This window comes from Streptomyces sp. NPDC052016 (assembly GCF_044548445.1).
Classification (GTDB): Bacteria; Actinomycetota; Actinomycetes; order Streptomycetales; family Streptomycetaceae; genus Streptomyces.
Map to the genome: position 1 here is coordinate 37,476 of NZ_JBIUBX010000039.1, position 18,609 is coordinate 56,084.

Annotated in this window: 20 protein-coding genes and 1 pseudogene; 16 read left to right on the forward strand and 5 right to left on the reverse strand. The window is 73.1% G+C overall.

Annotated features, from left to right (window positions below; translation table 11 throughout):
* Positions 1-491 precede the first annotated feature (491 nt).
* The 6 genes and pseudogenes from ACIHAR_RS36495 to ACIHAR_RS36520 form a co-directional block, all read left to right on the forward strand.
* A pseudogene (locus ACIHAR_RS36495) lies at positions 492-719 on the forward strand (DUF308 domain-containing protein); the annotation flags it as partial.
* 192 nt (positions 720-911) lie between these two features.
* The gene (locus ACIHAR_RS36500) at positions 912-2,267 is read left to right on the forward strand and encodes a hypothetical protein (RefSeq protein ID WP_400023513.1); all 1,356 of its coding nucleotides are present in this window, start codon (positions 912-914) and stop codon (positions 2,265-2,267) included.
* 285 nt (positions 2,268-2,552) lie between these two features.
* Positions 2,553-3,017: an SHOCT domain-containing protein gene (locus ACIHAR_RS36505; protein ID WP_400023514.1), complete on the forward strand. Its 465-nt coding sequence runs from the start codon at positions 2,553-2,555 to the stop codon at positions 3,015-3,017.
* A 31-nt stretch (positions 3,018-3,048) separates the two neighbouring features.
* Positions 3,049-3,486 carry a hypothetical protein gene (locus tag ACIHAR_RS36510; protein ID WP_365464804.1) on the forward strand — a complete coding sequence of 146 codons (438 nt, stop codon included), beginning with the start codon at positions 3,049-3,051 and terminating at the stop codon, positions 3,484-3,486.
* 155 nt (positions 3,487-3,641) lie between these two features.
* A complete protein-coding gene (locus ACIHAR_RS36515; RefSeq protein WP_365464806.1) occupies positions 3,642-4,475 on the forward strand; it encodes a class II glutamine amidotransferase in 834 nt (277 codons plus the stop codon).
* Positions 4,476-4,649: 174 nt separating this feature from the next.
* Positions 4,650-5,306 carry a PadR family transcriptional regulator gene (locus ACIHAR_RS36520; protein ID WP_400023516.1) on the forward strand — a complete coding sequence of 219 codons (657 nt, stop codon included), beginning with the start codon at positions 4,650-4,652 and terminating at the stop codon, positions 5,304-5,306.
* Positions 5,307-5,452: 146 nt separating this feature from the next.
* Here the strand turns inward: ACIHAR_RS36520 and ACIHAR_RS36525 are convergent, their stop codons facing one another.
* Positions 5,453-5,881 (reverse strand): SRPBCC family protein, encoded by a 429-nt coding sequence (locus ACIHAR_RS36525; protein WP_365464812.1) that lies wholly within the window; start codon positions 5,879-5,881, stop codon positions 5,453-5,455.
* A gap of 260 nt (positions 5,882-6,141) precedes the next feature.
* Here ACIHAR_RS36525 and ACIHAR_RS36530 point away from each other — a divergent pair, with 260 nt between their 5' ends.
* The 3 genes from ACIHAR_RS36530 (at position 6,142) to ACIHAR_RS36540 (ending at position 9,361) form a co-directional block, all read left to right on the forward strand.
* Positions 6,142-6,747 carry a Clp protease N-terminal domain-containing protein gene (locus ACIHAR_RS36530; RefSeq protein WP_400023518.1) on the forward strand — a complete coding sequence of 202 codons (606 nt, stop codon included), beginning with the start codon at positions 6,142-6,144 and terminating at the stop codon, positions 6,745-6,747.
* A gap of 413 nt (positions 6,748-7,160) precedes the next feature.
* Complete coding sequence (locus tag ACIHAR_RS36535; RefSeq protein ID WP_365464817.1) at positions 7,161-8,165, forward strand: EamA family transporter; 1,005 nt, start codon at positions 7,161-7,163, stop codon at positions 8,163-8,165.
* 179 nt (positions 8,166-8,344) lie between these two features.
* Positions 8,345-9,361 carry an EamA family transporter gene (locus ACIHAR_RS36540; RefSeq protein WP_365464819.1) on the forward strand — a complete coding sequence of 339 codons (1,017 nt, stop codon included), beginning with the start codon at positions 8,345-8,347 and terminating at the stop codon, positions 9,359-9,361.
* 13 nt (positions 9,362-9,374) lie between these two features.
* Here the strand turns inward: ACIHAR_RS36540 and ACIHAR_RS36545 are convergent, their stop codons facing one another.
* The gene (locus ACIHAR_RS36545) at positions 9,375-10,052 is read right to left on the reverse strand and encodes a pyridoxamine 5'-phosphate oxidase family protein (RefSeq protein WP_365465041.1); all 678 of its coding nucleotides are present in this window, start codon (positions 10,050-10,052) and stop codon (positions 9,375-9,377) included.
* A gap of 35 nt (positions 10,053-10,087) precedes the next feature.
* On the opposite strand from ACIHAR_RS36545, the gene ACIHAR_RS36550 reads away from it, so the two are divergent.
* Complete coding sequence (locus tag ACIHAR_RS36550) at positions 10,088-11,419, forward strand: aminotransferase class I/II-fold pyridoxal phosphate-dependent enzyme (RefSeq protein WP_400023521.1); 1,332 nt, start codon at positions 10,088-10,090, stop codon at positions 11,417-11,419.
* A gap of 429 nt (positions 11,420-11,848) precedes the next feature.
* Here ACIHAR_RS36550 and ACIHAR_RS36555 read toward each other — a convergent pair whose 3' ends face one another.
* Positions 11,849-12,784: a DMT family transporter gene (locus ACIHAR_RS36555; RefSeq protein ID WP_365464825.1), complete on the reverse strand. Its 936-nt coding sequence runs from the start codon at positions 12,782-12,784 to the stop codon at positions 11,849-11,851.
* Positions 12,785-12,859: 75 nt separating this feature from the next.
* On the opposite strand from ACIHAR_RS36555, the gene ACIHAR_RS36560 reads away from it, so the two are divergent.
* Positions 12,860-13,762 (forward strand): LysR family transcriptional regulator, encoded by a 903-nt coding sequence (locus tag ACIHAR_RS36560; protein ID WP_365464828.1) that lies wholly within the window; start codon positions 12,860-12,862, stop codon positions 13,760-13,762.
* Position 13,763: 1 nt separating this feature from the next.
* On the opposite strand, the gene ACIHAR_RS36565 is transcribed toward ACIHAR_RS36560, so the two are convergent.
* Entirely contained in the window at positions 13,764-14,231 is a 468-nt protein-coding gene (locus ACIHAR_RS36565; protein ID WP_365464831.1) for a pyridoxamine 5'-phosphate oxidase family protein, read from the reverse strand.
* Positions 14,232-14,359: 128 nt separating this feature from the next.
* Here ACIHAR_RS36565 and ACIHAR_RS36570 point away from each other — a divergent pair, with 128 nt between their 5' ends.
* Complete coding sequence (locus tag ACIHAR_RS36570) at positions 14,360-15,013, forward strand: isochorismatase family cysteine hydrolase (protein ID WP_365464834.1); 654 nt, start codon at positions 14,360-14,362, stop codon at positions 15,011-15,013.
* Here the strand turns inward: ACIHAR_RS36570 and ACIHAR_RS36575 are convergent.
* On the reverse strand, positions 15,000-15,491 hold the full coding sequence (locus ACIHAR_RS36575; RefSeq protein WP_365464837.1) for a Rieske (2Fe-2S) protein: 492 nt from the start codon (positions 15,489-15,491) through the stop codon (positions 15,000-15,002). The genes ACIHAR_RS36570 and ACIHAR_RS36575 overlap by 14 nt on opposite strands.
* 197 nt (positions 15,492-15,688) lie before the next feature.
* Here ACIHAR_RS36575 and ACIHAR_RS36580 point away from each other — a divergent pair, with 197 nt between their 5' ends.
* The 4 genes from ACIHAR_RS36580 to ACIHAR_RS36595 all read left to right on the forward strand — a co-directional run bounded on the left by ACIHAR_RS36580 (position 15,689) and on the right by ACIHAR_RS36595 (position 18,553).
* Positions 15,689-16,444 (forward strand): HipA family kinase, encoded by a 756-nt coding sequence (locus ACIHAR_RS36580; protein ID WP_365464840.1) that lies wholly within the window; start codon positions 15,689-15,691, stop codon positions 16,442-16,444.
* On the forward strand, positions 16,441-16,857 hold the full coding sequence (locus ACIHAR_RS36585) for a DUF3037 domain-containing protein (protein ID WP_365464842.1): 417 nt from the start codon (positions 16,441-16,443) through the stop codon (positions 16,855-16,857). Before ACIHAR_RS36580 ends, ACIHAR_RS36585 begins: the two co-directional genes overlap by 4 nt.
* A gap of 159 nt (positions 16,858-17,016) precedes the next feature.
* On the forward strand, positions 17,017-17,778 hold the full coding sequence (gene fabG, locus ACIHAR_RS36590; RefSeq protein WP_365464845.1) for a 3-oxoacyl-ACP reductase FabG: 762 nt from the start codon (positions 17,017-17,019) through the stop codon (positions 17,776-17,778).
* A 13-nt stretch (positions 17,779-17,791) separates the two neighbouring features.
* On the forward strand, positions 17,792-18,553 hold the full coding sequence (locus ACIHAR_RS36595; protein ID WP_365464848.1) for an SDR family oxidoreductase: 762 nt from the start codon (positions 17,792-17,794) through the stop codon (positions 18,551-18,553).
* Positions 18,554-18,609: the final 56 nt, after the last annotated feature.

Sequence of the window (18,609 nt, forward strand, 5' to 3'; positions counted from 1 at the left end):
AGACCTCGACTCGGCCCCGCCCGGCTGGGGAAAGGCCGCGATGTCGCCGTGTCCCACAGGGTGACCGGCGGGTTCTTCTCGTCCGTCGTGCCGCACGCAGGGGTGTGGCTGCCCGCACCCACCTCACCGCCTCGGGGACGCGCCCGGATCACCCGCGGCGGGTGACCCGGCCCCCGCCGGTCGGCGGGACGCTGGCCCGGTGAGATCACCGCACCCCGCCTCGTCGGCGGTCCGGGAGCGATCCGCTCGATCGCGCGAGGAGGAGCCATGACCACGTCGCATGGACCGGTACCGCACACCGGACCGGAGCCGGAGCCGCTGTCCGACGGGGCGGCCTCCGTACGAACGGGCGGTCGGGGACCCCATGGCGCCGGCCCGGTCGCGCCCGATGCCCCAGCGGCGTCCTCCGCCGCGTCCGCCACAGCGTCCCCCACCGCGTCCTCCGCCCCGGCCGACGTGCTGGCCGCGGTCGGGCGGTCCTGGACATGGACCGGGACATGCCTCACCGCGGGGTCGTCCTCGGCGCCGCGGCACTCGGCATCGTCGCGGGGATAGTGGTGCTCGCCCTGCCCGCCGAGTCCGCCCGGGCGCTGACCCGGCTGCTCGGACTGTGGCTCGTCCTGCTCGGACTGGCCGAAACGGCGGTCGCCTTCGCCTGGCGGGCCGCGCTGCGCCGGGCGGGCCTGGCCGGGTCGCGCACCCCGGACCGGACCGGCTGAGACCGCGGGCGGGAGCCCCACGGCCGCGCCCGGACCGGCTGACGCCACGGGCAGTCCGCCGTAGCGCGCCCCCGTCCGCGACGGCGGAGCGCGTTGGCGCGGGCGGCACAGACCTGCCGGGGGGCGGCGACCACGCCTGCCGGGGGACGGCACACACCTGCCGGGGGACGGCACACACCACGAGGAGGAAACATGGTCTCGGGTGACACCTCTGGACCGTCACGTTCCGGCGAGGACCCCGGCGGCGGTCACGTCCTGAGCATGGAGGAGCGCGCGGAGTACGAACGGCTGCGCCGGGCGGCGAACGTGCGCCACCGGCGCCTGCGCAAGGCGGGCGCCGCGGCCCTGCTGGTCGTGACCCTGCTGCTGGCCCCCCTGGCGGTGGTCGCGGCCTGGTTGCAGGACACCGTCACCGACAACGATCGCTATGTGCAGACCGTGGCGCCGCTCGCCTCCGAGCCCGCGGTGCAGGACGTGGTGACCGACCGCCTGACCAACCGCGTGGTCGAGAACGTGGACGTCGAGGCGATCACGGCCGGGTTGACGAAGCTGCTGTCCGACGCCGGTGCACCCCCCAGGGTGGTGGCGGGCGCCGACGCCCTCGCCGGTCCGCTGCGGTCGGCGGTCCAGAACGTCGTCCACCGCGCCGTCTCGCGCGTGGTCACGAGCGACGCCTTCGAGCAGGCCTGGGTGGCCGCCAACCGGCGGGCCCAAGCCGCCGTGGTGAACGTGCTCACGGGGAAGCGGGAAGGGGCGCTGCGCGCCACGGGGGACGCCGTTGAGCTCGATCTCGGCGCCGTGGTGGACCAGGTGCGGCAGCGCCTCGTGGACCAGGGCTTCGACAAGGCGGCCGCCATCCCCGACGTCGACCGCTCGATCACGCTGTTCCGGTCCGAGGAACTGGGCAAGGCGCAGGACGCGATGCGCCTCCTGGACATCGTCGGCGTCTGGCTGCCGGTGGTGACCGTCGTGCTCGGCGCCCTCGCCGTGTGGACCGCTCCGGGCCACCGGGTGATGCTGCTGATCACCGCGCTGGGCGTCGGTGTGATGATGGTGCTGCTGCTGGTCGTGCTCGCCGTCGTCCGGCGTGTCTATCTGGACTCGGTGCCACCGTCCGCGCTGCCGCCCGACGCCGCCGCGGCAATCTTCGACACCTTCCTGCGCTTCCTGCGCGACAGCACACGCACCCTTCTCGTCGTCTCGGTGGTCGTCGCCCTGGCCGCCTATCTGTTCGGGCCCGGCCGGGCGGCCCGCTGGGTGCGCGGCGCGGCCCGGCGCTCGACCAGGGCCGGCGGGCAGGCGCTGAGCCGCGCGGGGCTGCGCACCGGGTCGGCGGGACGATGGATGGAGACCCACGCGAAGTGGATCACCGGAGTCGTGATCGGGGCGGGCGCGCTGACGCTCGTGCTCTGGAACCACCCCACGGTCGGCGTGGTGGTCCTGGTGCTGGTCATGGTGGTCCTGGTGCTGCTCGTCGCGGCGGTGCTCGCCGCCGCGGCCCCCGCGCGGCACGGTCCCGCCCGGAAACCCCGGGGCACGGCCCCCTGAACCGGGATGGCCGGCTCACCCGCCACCGCGGCACCCGCCCGGACGCCCGGGGGCGGCGCGGCGCGGGGCACGCCCGCGGCCGAGCACCGCGCCCCCTCGCTCACCCGCTGCCGACGCCCCCTGGCGCGGCGAGGCCGCACGGAGCCGGGCGCGGCAGGAGGTGCGCCGGTACCAGCGGGGCGCACATCATCACCCGTGCCGGGTGAGGCGGCCGACCGGTTGCCGTGCGCATGCTGAGACCGCATGCCACGGCTCCGGGGGCCGGGCCCTGGACGGAGGAGCGAGGTGAGTGAGGACATGTACCTCGCCTACGACTATCCACTGCTGAGCGTCTTCTGGACCATGCTGGTGCTCTTCCTGTGGATCATGTGGTTCGTCCTGCTCTTCCGGATCATCGTCGACATCTTCCGCGACGACGACCTGAGCGGATGGGCGAAGACCGGCTGGCTGGTGTTCGTCATCCTCCTGCCCTTCCTGGGCGTGTTCGTCTACGTGATCGCCCGGGGCAGGAACATGGGCCGCCGCGAAATCGCGCAGGCGCGCGCCCAGCAGCAGGCCTTCGACAGCTATGTCCGGGAGACGGCCAAGGGCACCGGGCCCAGCAACGTCGACGAGCTCGCCAAACTGTCCGACTTGCGTACCCGCGGCGACCTCACGGACGAGGAGTTCGTCAGGGCCAAGCAACTGGTCCTCAGTGGCCACGGCCCCGCGGACCGTGCGGGTCCCGCCGCGTCCGCCTCCGGTCGCTGAGTACCGAACGACACCGAATCGAGGGACCAGGGTGACAAGGACACACGCCTCGCAGACACGGTCGACCAAGTACGCGTGGGCCGAGGGCCTCACCGTCTTCGCCGCCGTCACACTCATGCTGGCCGGCATTCTGGCCATCTTCCACGGGATCATGGGCATCGCCCAGGACGACGTCTTCGTGACGACCCGCAACTACGTCTTCCAGTTCGACCTGACCGGCTGGGGCTGGATCCACCTGATCCTGGGAGCGGCCGCGGTGATCGTCAGCCTGGGGCTGTTTCAGGGGGCGATGTGGGCACGCGTCTCGGGCGTCGCCATCGCCGGACTCATCATCGTCGCCAACTTCCTGTCCCTGCCGTACTACCCGATCTGGTCCGTGGTGATGATCGCCTTCTCCGGCTTCGTCATCTGGGCACTCTGCGTGGGGCGCGGAGAGGGGGCGTACGGGCGCGGATCGTACGGCGAGTGACGTGAGGCGGGCGCCACGTTCGGTGCGCCGCGTCATCGTCGGCGCACCGCCCGTCGGCCGGAGCGGTCGTCGGTCGGCCCCGCCTCGACGGGGAGACACGAGGAGACAGCAGACATCAGCCGTCGGCCGGGCCGACGGCGGTAAGGCGGTGGACCATGTGCCGTTGGCTCGCCTACTCGGGCACACCCGTCCTGCTCGACGCCATCCTCTACCGGCCGACGCACTCGCTGATCGACCAGAGCCTGCACTCCCGGCTGGGTGTGGAGACGACCAACGGTGACGGATTCGGCATCGGCTGGTACGGGCCGCACGTGGAGACCCCGGCGGTGGTCCGGGACATCGGCCCGGCCTGGAGCAACCGCAACCTTCAGGAGATCGCGGGGCACGTCCACTCGCGTCTGTTCTTCGCCCACATCCGGGCCTCCACCGGGACAGCGGTGCAGCAGACCAACTGCCACCCCTTCCGCCACGGCCGCTGGATGTGGATGCACAACGGCGCGATCGCCGAGTTCCACCGGCTCCGGCGTGACCTGGCTCTGGCCGTCGACCCGCACCTCTACCCCGACATCGAGGGGTCGACCGACTCCGAGATGATGTTCTACCTGGCGATCACCTTCGGCCTGGAGGAGGACCCGCCCGCTGCCGTCGCGCGCATGGCGGGCCTGGTGGAGCGGGTCGGTCACGAACACGGTGTGGAGTTCCCGCTGCAGATGACGGTGGCCGTCACCAACGGGCAGCGGCTGTGGGGCTTCCGCTACTCCAGCCAGACGGAGTCCCGCTCACTCTTCTACAGCACCCGGGTGGACACCCTGCGTGCCCTCCACCCCGATCTGGACTTCCTGCGGGAGCTGTCCGACGAGGCACGCCTCATCGTGTCCGAGCCCCTCGGTGACCTGCCGGGAGCCTGGAACGCGGTCCCCGAGGGCACCTACGGCGTCGTCCAGCCGGAGGGGGACGAGATGCACTCGTTCGTGCCGATGGCGGCGTAGAACGGGCCGGGCCGGAAACGACGGACCGGGGGACCAGCGGGATCGGCCGGGGGCCAGCGGGATCGGCGCCCACGGTTCGAGGGGAGACGCGGCAGGGGCTTGTCACGCCAACTGTACCGATATATCGTTGACGCATCGCGACAGATCAATGATCGCGTGAAGGAAGTGATGGCGATGCGTACCCACGGATTCGAGCGTGGACATCGGCAGGACGGCCCGTTCCGGCGCGGCCGGGGCGGCCTCGGGCCGGACTTCGAGGGACGTCGGGCGGCCTTCGGGCCCTTCGGGCCGGGTGGGCCGGGCTTCGGCCCCGGCGGTCCCGGCGGTGGCTTCGGGCCGGGCTTCGGCCCCGGGCCCTGGGGCGGACGAGGGCGCGGCGGGCCGAGGGGAAGGGCGCGGCGCGGTGACGTGCGGGCCTCGATCCTGGCCCTGCTCAAGGAACGCCCCATGCACGGCTACGAGATGATCCAGGAGATCGCCGAGCGCAGCGGCGGCGCGTGGAAGCCGAGCCCCGGCTCGGTGTACCCGACCCTCCAGCTGCTGGAGGACGAGGGCCTGATCAGCAGTGAGTCGGAGGGCGGCAAGAAGCTGTTCTCGCTCACCGACTCGGGCCGTTCCGCGGCCGAGGAAGGCCCGGACGCCCCCTGGGAGGAGGCCTCCCGCGGGGTCGACTGGGAGGCCCTCGGTGAGATCCGCCAGGCCGGCTTCGGTCTGATGGAGGCCTTCGGCCAGGTCTGGAAGACGGGCAGCAAGGAGCAGCGCGAGAAGGCTCTGACCGTCATCAACGAGGCCCGCAAGAAGCTGTACCTGATCCTGGCCGACGAGGACTGACGGCCTCCCCGCCGTGAGACCGCCGTGAGGCATGGATGGCGCCCCGTGGAGTGATCCGCGGGGCGCCTTCGCGTGTGCGCCGACGCTGTAGGGCTGTGTCCAGTCGCGTCGTCCGCCGGGAACGCGGGCGCGACTTCGCGGACCCCCTAAGTCACCAGCCCGCCCAGCCTGCGCAGTGACTCGTTCAGCGCGGCCGTCGCCGAGTCCTTCAGCTTGCCCGCCATCAGCGACACCGCCGCGCCCGTGAACTCGCCGTCGATGCGGACGCCGGTCGCCTCGCCGTCGGCGATGAGCGTGTAGCGCGTGGCGACGGTCACCGCCATCGGGCCCTTGCCGCGGATCGCGAGCACCCGGGCCGGCTCCAGTTCCTCCACGGTCCACTCGACCTCGGCCGGGAAGCCCATCAGCTTCATGTTCTCCTGGAAGGTCGCGCCCACCTCGAGGCTGTCCGGACCGCCCGCGGGAAAACCGGTGTGGGTCGCGTTCCACTCCCCGTACGCCGGCCAGTCCGTGAGCTGCGCCCACACCTTCTCGGCCGGTGCCTGGATGCGTGCCTCCGCGCTGACTTCGGCCATGCGACCACCTCTTCGTGTCGGGCGACTCGGGCTACGGTGTCGCGGAACGTAGCCGTAGGGCCTCCAATGTTCAATACTGACGAACCGTCAGGAAACATGGGTGCGGCTGAGCGGCAAGTTGGCGCGCGTCGCCGTGCGGGAAACGGCCAGATCTCCTCCCTGAGGAGGAGATTCCGAGCTGCCCGGTCCACTCCCCGTGGGACGCGAGAATGCTTCCCTCCGGGGATGACCCGCGCCGTTGGGACTGATGGGGTGGGGATGTGCGACCCCGTATTCCCCGGCAGCCGGCCCGCGACGACGCGGCCCACGCCATGGACGACGACGCCGGGCTCAGCGCGGAACTGGCGGCGGCGCTCGCCGGTGCCCGGCGCCGGGCCGTCCGGGACGGGGACCGCCAGATCGACACCGCCCACCTGCTGCACTCCCTGCTGGAGTACGACCCCCAGGTGCGCGCCGCGTTCGACGACGGCCCCCAACTCGCCCGGCTCCTCGGCTATCTGGTCCAGCGCAGCATCGGCTACGGCCTGCGCTGGCAGAGCGGTGTCGAGGACTCCGGAGCCCTCCCGGTCTTCACCACCGTCGAGGGCTTCTCGCCTCTCGCCTCCGCCGCGCTGGAGCACGCACGCGTGCGCGCCGCCCGCCGCGACGGCGACCGGGCCCGCGGTGCGGATCTGCTGGCGGCGATCGTCGCCGACCCGGAAGCCCGGGCCGTCGAGGTCCTGACCCGCGCTGGCGTCGACGCCCGGCAACTGCAGGCCCGTGTCGAGGACGGTCCGCAGCGGTGCGAGCGCTACGAGGAGTGCGAGAACCGCGAGGGCTACGAGGAGAGCGAGGAGTGCGTCGGGGGCGGCGAGGCAGCCCACTGATTCCGGTCTGCTGCCGTCCCGCCTCGTGACCTGGCCGGCGCCCGCTTCCCATCACCCCTGACGTGTGCGGTCGGTGGCTCGCGCCGCCCGGCTTCGCTGGCTGCCCGCCTCCCGCCGCCTCGTGACCTGGCCGGCGCCCGCTCCCGGGAGCCTCCGACCGTCTTTGACCTGCCCGGCCCGCGCGTCGCGCTGCCCGGCCTGGCGACCGCCGGGTTCCTCGCGGCCTGGCGATCGCCTGCCTCCTCGCCGCCTGAGAGCGGCCTGGCCCGCGCCCCCCGGCGACCCGCCCCGGCCCCCGCCTCCCGTCACCGCCTCCACCCGTGCCTCCCCCCACCTCCTCGGCCCTCCGTCCCCGTCCAGTCGCTGAGACAGGTGTCAACGGGGGTGACGCTCATGTCGTCGCCTGTCATCATGTGCCGGTGCATACGTCTGTGAGCAGTCAGGTCAACCGCGGAAAGGGCATCGGGCTCTCTCTGGCGGTCGGGTCGGCCATCGCCTTCGGCGGATCCGGGGTCGCGGCGAAACCGCTGATCGAAGCGGGGCTCGATCCGCTGCACGTGGTGTGGCTGCGGGTGACGGGCGCGGCCCTGGTGATGCTGCCGCTCGCCGTACGCCACCGCGCGCTGCTGCGCCGCCGCCCCGCGCTCCTCGCCGGGTTCGGCCTGCTCGGCGTGGCCGGTGTGCAGGCCTTCTACTTCGCGGCGATCTCCCGCATCCCCGTCGGTGTCGCGCTGCTCGTGGAGTACCTCGCGCCCGCCCTGGTGCTGGGCTGGGTCCGGTTCGTGCAGCGGCGGCCGGTGACGCGTGCCGCCGCGCTCGGCGTGGTCCTCGCGGTGGGCGGACTCGCCTGCGTCGTCGAGGTCTGGTCGGGGCTCGGCTTCGACGCCCTCGGACTGCTTCTCGCGCTCGCCGCCGCCTGCTGCCAGGTCGGCTACTTCGTCCTGTCCGACCAGGGCAGCGACTCCGGCGACGGCGCCCCCGACCCGCTCGGGGTCATCGCGTACGGACTCCTCACCGGCGCCGCCGTGCTGACGGTCGTCGCCCGTCCCTGGGGCATGGACTGGTCGGTGCTGGCGCACTCCGCCCGTATGGACGGCACCGAGGTCCCGGCCTGGCTGTTGCTCGCCTGGATCGTGCTGATCGCCACGGTGGTCGCGTACGTCACCGGCGTGGTCTCCGTGCGCCGGCTCTCTCCGCAGATCGCGGGGGTGGTGGCCTGTCTGGAGGCGGTCATCGCGACCGTCCTGGCGTGGTTCCTGCTGGGCGAGCACCTCTCCGCCCCGCAGATCGTGGGCGGCGCGGTGGTGCTGCTGGGCGCGTTCATCGCCCAGTCCTCCACGCCGTCCAAGGGCTCCGCCCAGCCGGTCGCCGGCGGCAGCCCCGAACGCGAGTTGTCCGCGCGCGGGACGGCCGCCTAAGGTAGTGATCATGCATTCGGACGCACGCGTTCTTCCGCCCCCGGCCGCCTGAGGCGGGCCTCCGGTCACACGCCCGGCACGGGTGCCGGGCCCCACGGTGCTGCCCGCGGAGAAGTCCACGGCCCGCCGCCCGAGCGGCGGTCCTCCCTCGTGCTTCTGCACCTCTGCGGAGAGAACGCGTGTCTGTCACTGCTTCCGTTTCCACGACTTCGTCCCGCCTGCCCGTCGGGCGGGGCCTGCTCTATCTGATCGTCGCCGGTGTCGCCTGGGGCACCGCCGGCGCCGCCGCCTCCCTGGTCTACCGGGCCAGCGACCTGGGCCCGGTCGCCCTGTCGTTCTGGCGCTGCGCCGTCGGGCTCGTCCTGCTGCTCGCCGCCCGCCGTCTGCGCCCGCGCGCCCGGACCACCACCCCCGCCACCGCGGCCCTCATCCGGCCGGAGCCGCTGCGCCGCAGGGCACTGCGCGCCGGGGTCACCGGCCTCGGGCTCGCGGTCTTCCAGACGGCGTACTTCGCGGCTGTCTCCGCCACCGGCCTCGCCGTCGCCACGGTCGTCACACTCGGCGCGGGTCCCGTCCTGATCGCGCTCGGCGCCCGGATCACCCTGGGGGAGCGGCTCGGCCGCGGCGGGGCGCTCGCCGTCGCCGGAGCGCTCGCCGGCCTCGGCGTGCTCTTCCTCGGCGAGGAGGGAACGGCCGTGGATACCGCGGGCGTGCTGCTCGCGCTGCTGTCCGCCGCCGGGTACAGCGCGATGACGCTGCTCACCCGCCGCTGGGGCCGTGACGGCGGCGCCGACGCCTCCGCGACGACGGTCGGCGCGTTCGCGGTCACCACCCTGTTCCTGCTGCCGTTCGCCCTGGCGGAGGGACTGATGCCGTACAGCGCCGAACCGGTGCGTCTGCTGGCGCTGCTGGCCTACATCGCGGCGGTGCCCACAGCCCTCGCCTACGCCCTCTACTTCGCGGGCGCGGCCGTCGTACGCTCCGCCACCGTCTCCGTGATCATGCTGCTGGAGCCGGTGAGCGCGGCGGTGCTCGCGGTGACCGTCCTCGGCGAGCGCCTCACCCCCGCGACCCTGGCCGGCACGCTGCTCATGCTGGGCTCCGTCACCGGTCTGGCGCTCGCGGAGGCCAGGAGCGGCACGTCGGCCGCCGACGTGCCGCGGCGGGCGGGCCGTAGCGGCGCGTCAGATCGGTGACGGACCGGAGCCGTCACCTGACGAGGTAGTCCGGGAGCTCGGTGCCGGGGGCCAGGTCGGCCTCCGGCAGCGGGGTGTCGTAGCCCTTGCGCAGCGGGACCACGCCCGCCCAGTACGGGAGGGTGAGGTCCTCGGGTTCCTCGTTCACCCCGCCGGTGCGGGTCTTGGCCGAGACCTCGTTCAGGTCGAGGCGGATCACCGCGGTGGCCGCCAGCTCCTTCTTGTTGGCCGGCCGGGAGTCGGCCGCCCGGCCGGGGACGACGTGGTCGACCAGGGCGTCGAGGGCGGCCCGCTTCTCCTCCGGGTCGGTCACGTCGTGGGCGAGGCCGTGCACCACCACGGACCGGTAGTTGATCGAGTGGTGGAAGGCCGAGCGGGCCAGGACCAGGCCGTCGACGTGCGTCACCGTCAGGCACACCGGCAGCCCCGGGTCGGCCTGCCCGGCCATCCGCAGCGGGCGCGAGCCGGTCGAACCGTGGACGTAGAGCGTCTCGCCGACCCGGCCGTACAGCGTCGGGAGCACGACCGGCGCGCCGTCGCGGACGAACCCCAGGTGGCAGACGTATCCCTCGTCGAGTATCGCGTGCACCAGTTCCTTGTCGTAGGAGGCCTTCTGCGCGGCACGGGTGGGGACGGTGCGGTCGGTGGGGGTGTAGGCGGCGGCTGTCGTCGGTTGCGGGGTCCCCTGCATGGTGCTCTCCATTGCACTAGTGCATAATCGGCTTTGTGCTAGGAGACTATCGGATCAAGGGTCGGCGTGCAGCGGACATTTCCGCGAGCATCGAGCAGGCGGTGGGGGCCGGCGCGCTGCAACCGGGGCAACTGCTGCCGCCGATGCGCGAGTTGGCGGAGCAGCTGGGGGTGAACCCCAACACCGTGGCGGCCGCGTACCGCACGCTGCGCGAACGCGGGGTGATCGAGACCGACGGTCGCCGCGGCAGCCGGGTGCGGTCGAAGCCGGCCACGACCGGCCGCGAGTTCATCCGGGTGGAGGTCCCGCAGGGCGTGCGGGACGCGTCCGCCGGCAATCCGGACACCGCGCTGCTCCCGCCCCTGGCGCCCGCGTTCGCCTGGGCCGCCGCGCAGGGCGACAGCGAGCCGGTCCTGTACGGGCACGAGCCCGTGGAGCCCGAACTGGCGCGCCGGGCCAGGGCGGATCTCGACGCCGACGGAGTCCCGGCCGGCCCGGTGGCCGTCACCTCCGGTTCGCTCGACGCCATCGAGCGCGTCCTCGCCGCGCACCTCAGGCCCGGCGACACCGTGGCCGTCGAGGATCCCGGCTGGGGTTCGCTGCTCGACCTCGTACCCGCCCTCGGACTACGGACGGTCCCGGTCGGCCTGGACGACGACGGCCCCCTGCCCGACGAGGTGGACCGCGCCCTGGGGTCCGGAGCGCGCGCCCTGATCGTCACCGACCGGGCGCAGAATCCGACGGGCGCCGCCGTGAGCGCCCCGCGCGCGCGTGCCCTGCGGAGTGTGCTGCGCCGGCACCCGCAGACCCTCCTCGTGGAGGACGACCACGGCCATGGGATCGTCGACCTGCCCCTGCACCCCCTCGCGGGCGTCACCCGGCACTGGGCGTTCGTCCGCTCGGTGGCCAAGGCGTACGGCCCCGACCTGCGGCTCGCCGTCCTCACCGGGGACGATCTCACCCTCGACCGGGTCCGCGGGCGGCAGCAACTCGGGCCCGGCTGGGTCAGCCGGATCACCCAGCGCGCCGTGGTGCGGCTGTGGGCCGACGGCGCGGTGGACGCGGTGGCGGTCGCGGCGGCGTACGGGAGCCGCCGCGACGCGCTGATCGCCGCGCTGGCCCAGCGGGGGGTCGAGGCGCGGGGGCGCAGCGGGATGAACGTGTGGGTTCCCGTCGTCGACGAGACCGGGGCTGTCGCCCGGTTGCTCCACGCCGGGTGGGCCGTCGCGCCCGGGGCGCGGTTCCGGCTCGGCTCGCCGCCGGGGATCCGGATCACCGTGTCGACGCTGACCCCGGGGGAGGTGGGGTTGCTGGCGGACACGGTCGCTTCCGCGGTGCGGCCGGGGTCCGTGCGCGGCTATGTCTAGGACGCGGCGGTGGCGCGCAGCGCGGGCGTGGCGCGCAGCGCGGCGGGGGCGCGAAGCGCAGGGGTGGCGCGAGCGCCGTGGGGGTGCGGGTGCTGGGCGGGTGCGGGTCGTGTGTGGTGTGTCGCGCAGTTCCCCGTGCGCCTTGGGGTGGGGTGCTGTGCCCGGCGGTGGGGTGGTGCTGCGTGCTTGTTCTCGCCGGTGGTCGCCTTGCCGGGCGCCGTGGGGGTGCGGGTGCTGGGCGTGTGCGGGTTGTCTGTGGTGTGTCCGCAGTTCCCCGCGCCCCTTGGGGGCGGGCGCCGCGCCCGGCGTCGGAATGGTGCCGGCGCCCTTGTGCTCGTCGGCGGTCGCGAGCGTCGGCGGGGCCACCTCCACGTACAGGCGGCCGTCTGTGCGACCCCGCCCGCCGTCCGTGTCCCCCCGCGGCCACCCCTACGACCTCCCCCGCACCTGTGTCAGCGCGGCGCCCGCCAGGACGATCAGTGCTCCCACCGGGGTCGACCAGCTCAGTGACTCGCCGAGGAGGGCCACGCCCGCGGCCGTGGCGATGACCGGGATGAAGTACGTGACCATCTGGGCCGTGGTCGGGCCGACCTCGGTGACGAGTCCGTACTGGATCAGGACCGCGAGACCGGTGCCCAGCGCGCCCAGGGCGGCGACCGCCAGCAGGGGCACCAGCGGGAAGCGGCTCGGCACGCCGGTGAACACGGGTGTGACGACGGCGAGCTGGACGGTCGCCAGGAGCAGTTGCGCGCCCGTCATCGACAGCACCGAGGAGCCCGTGCCGGCCAGGGTGCGGCGGACGTAGATCCAGCCGATGGGGTAGCTGAGGGAGGCCAGCAGAGCCAGTGCCGTGCCCCGGGCGTCGAGCCCTTCGAAGCCCTGCCACGCGCCCAGGACCGTCAGGACGCCGAGGAAGCCGAGGCCCAGGCCCGCGACCCTGACCCGGGTGGGCCGGTCCTCGGAGAGGGCCACCAGGGACAGGGCCATGCCCCACAGGGGCGAGGTGGCGTTGCAGATGCCCGCGAGCGTGGAGGGGATCGTCAGCTCCGCGTAGGCGAACAGGGAGAACGGCAGGGCGTTCAGGAGGAAGGCGGCGACCGTCAGGTGCCCCCAGGTACGTGCCCCGCGCGGCAGCCGCTCCCGCTTCACCGCCATCGCCGCCGCCAGGACCGCCGTACCGAAGACCAGCCTGCCGAGCGTCACCTGGAAGGGGGCGTAGCCCTCGGTGCCCACCTTGATGAGGAGGAAGCTGAAGCCCCAGATCAGCGACAGGGCGGCGAAGCGCAGACGCCAGTCCACGGTGCGGCGGGGGAGGGCGGGAGCGGCCGGTGGCCGGACGTGAGGGGCGGAGGCGGTGGTGGTCATGGTCCTTACGGTGCTGGACGGATACCTCGTAGCACAATCGAGATTTTCGACCCGGTATCTCGTAGCATCGCTTACATGTTGAACCTGGAGCGCCTGCGCACCCTCGACGCCCTCGCCCGGCACGGCTCGGTCAGCGGCGCCGCGACGGGACTGCACATCACGACGTCGGCGGTCTCGCAGCAGATGGCCAAGCTGGAGCGGGAGGTCGGGCAGCAGCTCCTCGCCAAGCACGGCCGGGGGGTGCGGCTGACCGACGCCGGCCGGCTGCTCGCCGAGCACGCGGCCCGGATCCTGTCGCAGGTGGAGCTCGCCCAGTCCGACCTGGAGGCGCAACGCGGGCAGGTCGTGGGGGAGCTGCGGCTGTCCGCCTTCCCGACCGCCGCGCGCGGACTGTTCCCCGCCGCGCTCGCCGACCTGCGCAAGGAGCACCCGGGACTGCGGGTGCGCTCCTGCGAGCTGGAACCGGAGGACGGCATCGCCGGGGTGGTGCGCGGCGACCTCGACCTCGCGGTCGTCCTCGACTGGTACAACAAGCCGATGCCGGTACCGGACGGCCTGGTCAAGGCGCCCATCCTGGACGACCCCGCCGACGTGGCGATGCCGGCCGGGCACCCTCTCGCCGGGCGGGACGAGGTGGACCTCGGGGAGTTCGCCGAGGACGAGTGGATCACCTGGGGCGAGGGCGAGTTCTGCCACGAGTGGCTGATGTTCACGCTGCGCTCCCGCGGCATCGAGCCGATCGTCGGCCACCGCGCCGCCGAGACCCACACCCAGCTGAACCTCGTCGCCGCCGGGCTGGGGGTGTGCATCGCGCCGCTGCTCGGCCGCCACCCGGTGCCCGAGGGGGTCGTCATGGTGCCCCTGCGGCAGCGGGTGCGCCGGCACGTCTACGTCGTGTGGCGGGCGGACGCCGACCGCCGCCCGTCGATCCGGGCGGCGGTCAGGTCGCTGAAGTCGGCTGCCGAGAAGGTCGGCTGACCTATCCGTCGCCCAGCTTGCGGAAGTCCCAGGAGACGATCCTCTCCGGCCGCAGCCGCACCCAGGCGTGCCGCCCGTCGTGCGGCATCGAGTCCAGCCCGAAGTTCTTGCGCGCGAACAGCGTCTCCACGGCGTCGAGTTCGGCGCACAGCTCACCGGTGCGCGGGATCTCGCCCACGAACTCCGCGGTGCCGGACAGCTCGACGCCGCGCAGTGAGTCGTACTCCTCACCCGTGTCGATCACGACCGCGATCCGTGGGTCGCGGCGCAGCTGGGTCCAGCGCTTGCTGCGGACGACCGAGTACAGCCAGAGCGCGCTGCCGTCCCACAGGAACCACAGGGCGCTGACGTGCGGCGCGCCGTCGGCGGACACGGTGGCCACCCGGCAGGTGCGCTGGGTGGTGAGGAACGCGTCCAGCTCGCCCGGTGTCATCATGATCTTCCGGCCCCGGCGCTGCGTGACGGTCATCCGGCCCCCTCTTCTTCTCCTGTGCTGCTTTTCTGACGTCCCGTCAGAAAAGGATGGGTCTTCTTCCTTCTCCGCGCAATGACGGCTAGTGTCGCCGCCCCCGCCCCACGCCGACACCAGGGGGAGCCGTGCCGTCGTCCGAAGAGCTCAGCGACCTCCTCGACCCCGCGTCCACCGTCCTGATCACGGTGGAGTGCCAGCAGGGCGTCGTCGGACCGGACGCCGCGCTGCCCGAACTCGCCCGTGAGGCGCGGGCGTCGGGCGCCCTCGCCAACGTCGCCCGCCTGGTGGCCGGCGCGCACCGCGGCGGCGTCCAGGTGATCCACGCCGTCGCCGAACGCCGTCCCGACGGCCGGGGCGCGAACCGCAACGCCCGCCTGTTCCGCGCCGCCGAACGCCTCCCCGTCCAGCAGCTCCGCGGCACCGCCGCCGTCCGCGTGGCACCCCCCGTCGAGGTGGCGGAGGAGGACTTCGTCGTACGACGGCTGCACGGCCTGTCGCCGATCCAGGGCACCGACGTCGACGCCCTGCTGCGCAACCTGGGCTGCCGCACCCTGGTCGTCACCGGTGTCTCCGCCAACGTGGCGGTCCCCAACGCCGTCTTCGACGCGGTGAACCGCGGCTACACGGTCGTCGTGCCGGCCGACGCCGTCGCGGGGGTGCCGTCGGAGTACACCCCCGCGATGGTCCGCCACACCCTCGCGTGGGTCGCCACGGTCGCGACCACGGACGAGGTGCTGGCGTGCTTCGAGCGGCCCGGCCGGAACGTCAGGCGAGCGTGATCGAGTCCCCGCTCACCGTGATCCGCACCTCGGGCAGCGGCTTCGTCGCCGGACCGCTCTTCACGCTGCCGTCCGTGATCGAGAAGTTGCTGTTGTGACAGGGGCAGTTGATCACCCCGTCGGCGATGCTCTTCACCGCGCAGCCCTGGTGCGTGCACACCGCCGAGAAGGCCTTGAACTCGCCCGCCGTCGGCTGCACCACGACCACCTTCTCGGCGTCGAAGACCTTCCCGCCGCCTTCGGGGATGTCGGCGGTCGTCGTGAGCGCGCCGCCGGCCGCCGCGCCGCCGGAGCTCGCCGATCCGGAGCTCCCGGTCGAACCGGTGGAGCCCGAACCGCCGGAGGAGGCCGACGAACTCGACGCGTCGTCGGAGCCTCCGCACGCGGTCAGCGCGACGGCGAGCCCCGCGGCTCCGGCGGCCGCCACGACGGTACGACGGGCAGGTCCCGGCACGGGTGTGTGCGATGCGCTCGTCATGCTGCGGTTCCCTTCGGGGGAGGTTCGATGATCTGCAGGGATGTACGGGTCACGGTCGCGGGCCGTTCAGCTCCCGCCCCAAGTCCGCACGCTGCCGAGATAGTGACCCGCTCGGGATGAGGCGCACGTAAGCCACAGCTGTCGCGAAGCTGTCGGCCGGACGCGGCGGGTCCCTCGCGCCCCAGTAGCCTGGGGCGATGCTCAAGGAAGTCGTCGCGACCCGTTACATCACGCCCCTGCGTGAGGGCGGCTCGCTGCCGGGGCTCGTCGAGGCCGACGACCTCGGGACCTACGTCCTGAAGTTCGCCGGCGCCGGACAGGGCCGCAAGACGCTCGTGGCGGAGGTGGTCTGCGGCGAACTCGCCCGCCGGCTGGGCCTCAGGGTGCCCCGCCTGGTGACCGTCGACCTCGACCCGGTGCTCGGGCTCGGCGAGCCCGACCAGCAGGTGCAGGAGCTGCTGCGCTCCAGCGGCGGCACCAACCTCGGCATGGACTTCCTCTCCGGGGCCCTCGGCTTCGACCCGCTCGCCTTCCCGGTGAGCCCCGTGGAAGCCGGCCGCATCCTCTGGTTCGACGCGCTGGTGAACAACGTCGACCGCTCCTGGCGCAACCCCAACCTGCTGGTGCACCGCGGCGACCTGTGGCTCATCGACCACGGCGCCACCATGATCTGGCACCACAACTGGCCCTCCGCCGAGACCTCCGCCGCCCGCCCCTACGACGCCACGGACCACGCCCTCGCCCGCTTCCGCCCGGACACCGCCGCCGCGGCCGCGGAGCTGGCCCCCCTGGTCACCGCCGACCTCCTCGCCGAGGTCACCGCCGAGATCCCGGACGCCTGGCTGGCCGGCGAGCCCGGCTTCGACACCCCGGACGCGCTGCGGCGTGCCTACGCGGCTCCCCTGCTCGCACGCGCCGCCGTCATCCACGAACGCATCAAGGGAACCGAGTGAACGACCGCCACATCATCAGGGCCAGCGAGGCGAACGAACGGGACGTCTACGAGTACGCCCTGCTGCGCGTCGTCCCGCGCATCGAACGCGGCGAGTGCGTCAACGCCGGTGTGCTCGTCTACTGCCGCGCCCAGGCCTACGTCGGCGCCCGCACCCATCTCGACGAGACCCGGCTGCTGGCGCTCGACCCGGACGCGGACGTGGCCGGGGTGCGGGCCGCTCTGCGGGCCGTGGAGCGCGTGTGCGGCGGTGGGGAAGCCGCCGGTCAGGCGGCCGGCGACGACCCCGGGCGGCGCTTCCGCTGGCTGATCGCGCCCCGCTCCACCGTCGTCCAGCCGGGGCCCGTGCACACCGGCCTGACCTCCGACCCGGCCGCCGAGGCGGAGCGGCTCCTGGACCTCCTGGTGAGGTAATGGATCACATGCCCCGGGTGTGCCGTTGACACCGGGTGCCATCGCTTCTAGCGTCACCTGTGGTGAAGGTACTAAGCGGTCGCTCACCCGAGGGCGTACCGTGGAGCCGCAGACCAACCCCAGGCGTTCAGGCTTTCTCGAGGGCGAGGAGATCCAGCAATGTCCACCACAGAGCAGCGGGTCGCAGTAGTCACCGGCGCGGCACGCGGCATCGGCGCCGCCACCGCCGTACGGCTGGCGGCCGAGGGCCGCGCGGTCGCGGTGATCGACCTCGACGAGGCCGCTTGCAAGGACACCGTCGAGAAGATCACCGCCGCGGGCGGCCGGGCGATCGCGGTCGGCGCCGACGTCTCCGACGAGGCCCAGGTCGAGACGGCGATCGCGCGGGTCGTCGAGGAGCTCGGCGCGCCGACGATCCTCGTGAACAACGCGGGCGTGCTCCGCGACAACCTGCTGTTCAAGATGAGCGCCTCCGACTGGGACACGGTGCTCAACGTGCACCTGCGCGGCTCCTTCCTGATGACCAAGGCCGTCCAGAAGCACATGGTCGACGCCGGCTTCGGCCGTATCGTCAACCTCTCCTCGTCCTCCGCGCTCGGCAACCGCGGTCAGGCCAACTACTCCGCCGCCAAGGCCGGTCTGCAGGGCTTCACCAAGACCCTCGCCATCGAGCTCGGCAAGTTCGGCATCACCGCCAACGCGGTCGCCCCCGGCTTCATCGCCACCGACATGACCGCCGCGACCGCCGCCCGCGTCGGCATGGGCTTCGAGGAGTTCAAGGCCGCCGCCGCGACCCAGATCCCGGTGCAGCGCGTCGGCGAGCCCGACGACATCGCCAACGCGATCGCCTTCTTCACGGGCGAGGCCGCCGGCTTCGTCTCCGGCCAGGTGCTGTACGTCGCCGGCGGACCGCTGAACTAAAGGGATCATCGACATGACTGAACTGCCTGAACTCTCCGGCAAGGTCGCCCTCGTCACGGGCGCCAGCCGCGGCATCGGCTACGGCGTCGCCGAGGCGCTCGTCGCCCGCGGCGACCGCGTGGTCATCACCGGCCGCAACGAGGACGCCCTGAAGGAGGCCGTCGAGAAGCTGGGGGCCGACCGGGCCGTCGGCGTCGCCGGCAAGGCCCACGACGAGGCCCACCAGGCCGTCGCCGTCGAGCGGGCCATGGAGGCCTTCGGCCGGGTCGACTACCTGGTCAACAACGCCGGAACGAATCCGGTGTTCGGGCCGATCGCCGACCTCGACCTGAACGTGGCCCGCAAGGTGTTCGAGACCAACGTGATCTCGGCTCTCGGCTTCGCGCAGAAGACCTGGCACGCCTGGCAGAAGGACAACGGCGGCGCGATCGTCAACATCGCCTCCGTCGCGGGCATCGCGCCCTCGCCCTTCATCGCCGCGTACGGCGTGAGCAAGGCCGCCATGATCAACCTCACCCAGCAGCTCGCCCACGAGTTCGCGCCCAAGGTGCGGGTCAACGCGATCGCCCCGGCCGTGGTGAAGACCAAGTTCGCCCAGGCCCTGTACGAGGGCCGGGAGGAGGAGGCGGCCGCCTCCTACCCGCTGGGCCGGCTCGGCGTGCCCTCCGACATCGGCGGCGCCGCGGCGTTCCTGACCTCCGAGCAGTCCGACTGGGTCACCGGCCAGACGCTCGTCGTCGACGGCGGCATCTTCCTCAACGCCGGCGTGGGCTGACCGCATCGCAGGACCGCCACGGGCGCCGCCTCCCGCAACGGAGGCGGCGCCCATTC

What these genes read in the sequence shown, in the direction of transcription:
- ACIHAR_RS36595 (WP_365464848.1), top strand. Translation starts at nt 17,792, where the DNA reads ATGACTGAACTGCCTGAACTCTCCGGCAAGGTCGCCCTCGTCACGGGC.
- ACIHAR_RS36565 (WP_365464831.1), bottom strand. Translation starts at nt 14,231, where the DNA reads ATGACCGTCACGCAGCGCCGGGGCCGGAAGATCATGATGACACCGGGC.
- ACIHAR_RS36515 (WP_365464806.1), top strand. Translation starts at nt 3,642, where the DNA reads ATGTGCCGTTGGCTCGCCTACTCGGGCACACCCGTCCTGCTCGACGCC.
- ACIHAR_RS36580 (WP_365464840.1), top strand. Translation starts at nt 15,689, where the DNA reads ATGCTCAAGGAAGTCGTCGCGACCCGTTACATCACGCCCCTGCGTGAG.
- ACIHAR_RS36555 (WP_365464825.1), bottom strand. Translation starts at nt 12,784, where the DNA reads ATGACCACCACCGCCTCCGCCCCTCACGTCCGGCCACCGGCCGCTCCC.
- fabG (WP_365464845.1), top strand. Translation starts at nt 17,017, where the DNA reads ATGTCCACCACAGAGCAGCGGGTCGCAGTAGTCACCGGCGCGGCACGC.
- ACIHAR_RS36575 (WP_365464837.1), bottom strand. Translation starts at nt 15,491, where the DNA reads ATGACGAGCGCATCGCACACACCCGTGCCGGGACCTGCCCGTCGTACC.
- ACIHAR_RS36500 (WP_400023513.1), top strand. Translation starts at nt 912, where the DNA reads ATGGTCTCGGGTGACACCTCTGGACCGTCACGTTCCGGCGAGGACCCC.
- ACIHAR_RS36525 (WP_365464812.1), bottom strand. Translation starts at nt 5,881, where the DNA reads ATGGCCGAAGTCAGCGCGGAGGCACGCATCCAGGCACCGGCCGAGAAG.
- ACIHAR_RS36545 (WP_365465041.1), bottom strand. Translation starts at nt 10,052, where the DNA reads ATGCAGGGGACCCCGCAACCGACGACAGCCGCCGCCTACACCCCCACC.
- ACIHAR_RS36520 (WP_400023516.1), top strand. Translation starts at nt 4,650, where the DNA reads ATGCGTACCCACGGATTCGAGCGTGGACATCGGCAGGACGGCCCGTTC.
- ACIHAR_RS36560 (WP_365464828.1), top strand. Translation starts at nt 12,860, where the DNA reads ATGTTGAACCTGGAGCGCCTGCGCACCCTCGACGCCCTCGCCCGGCAC.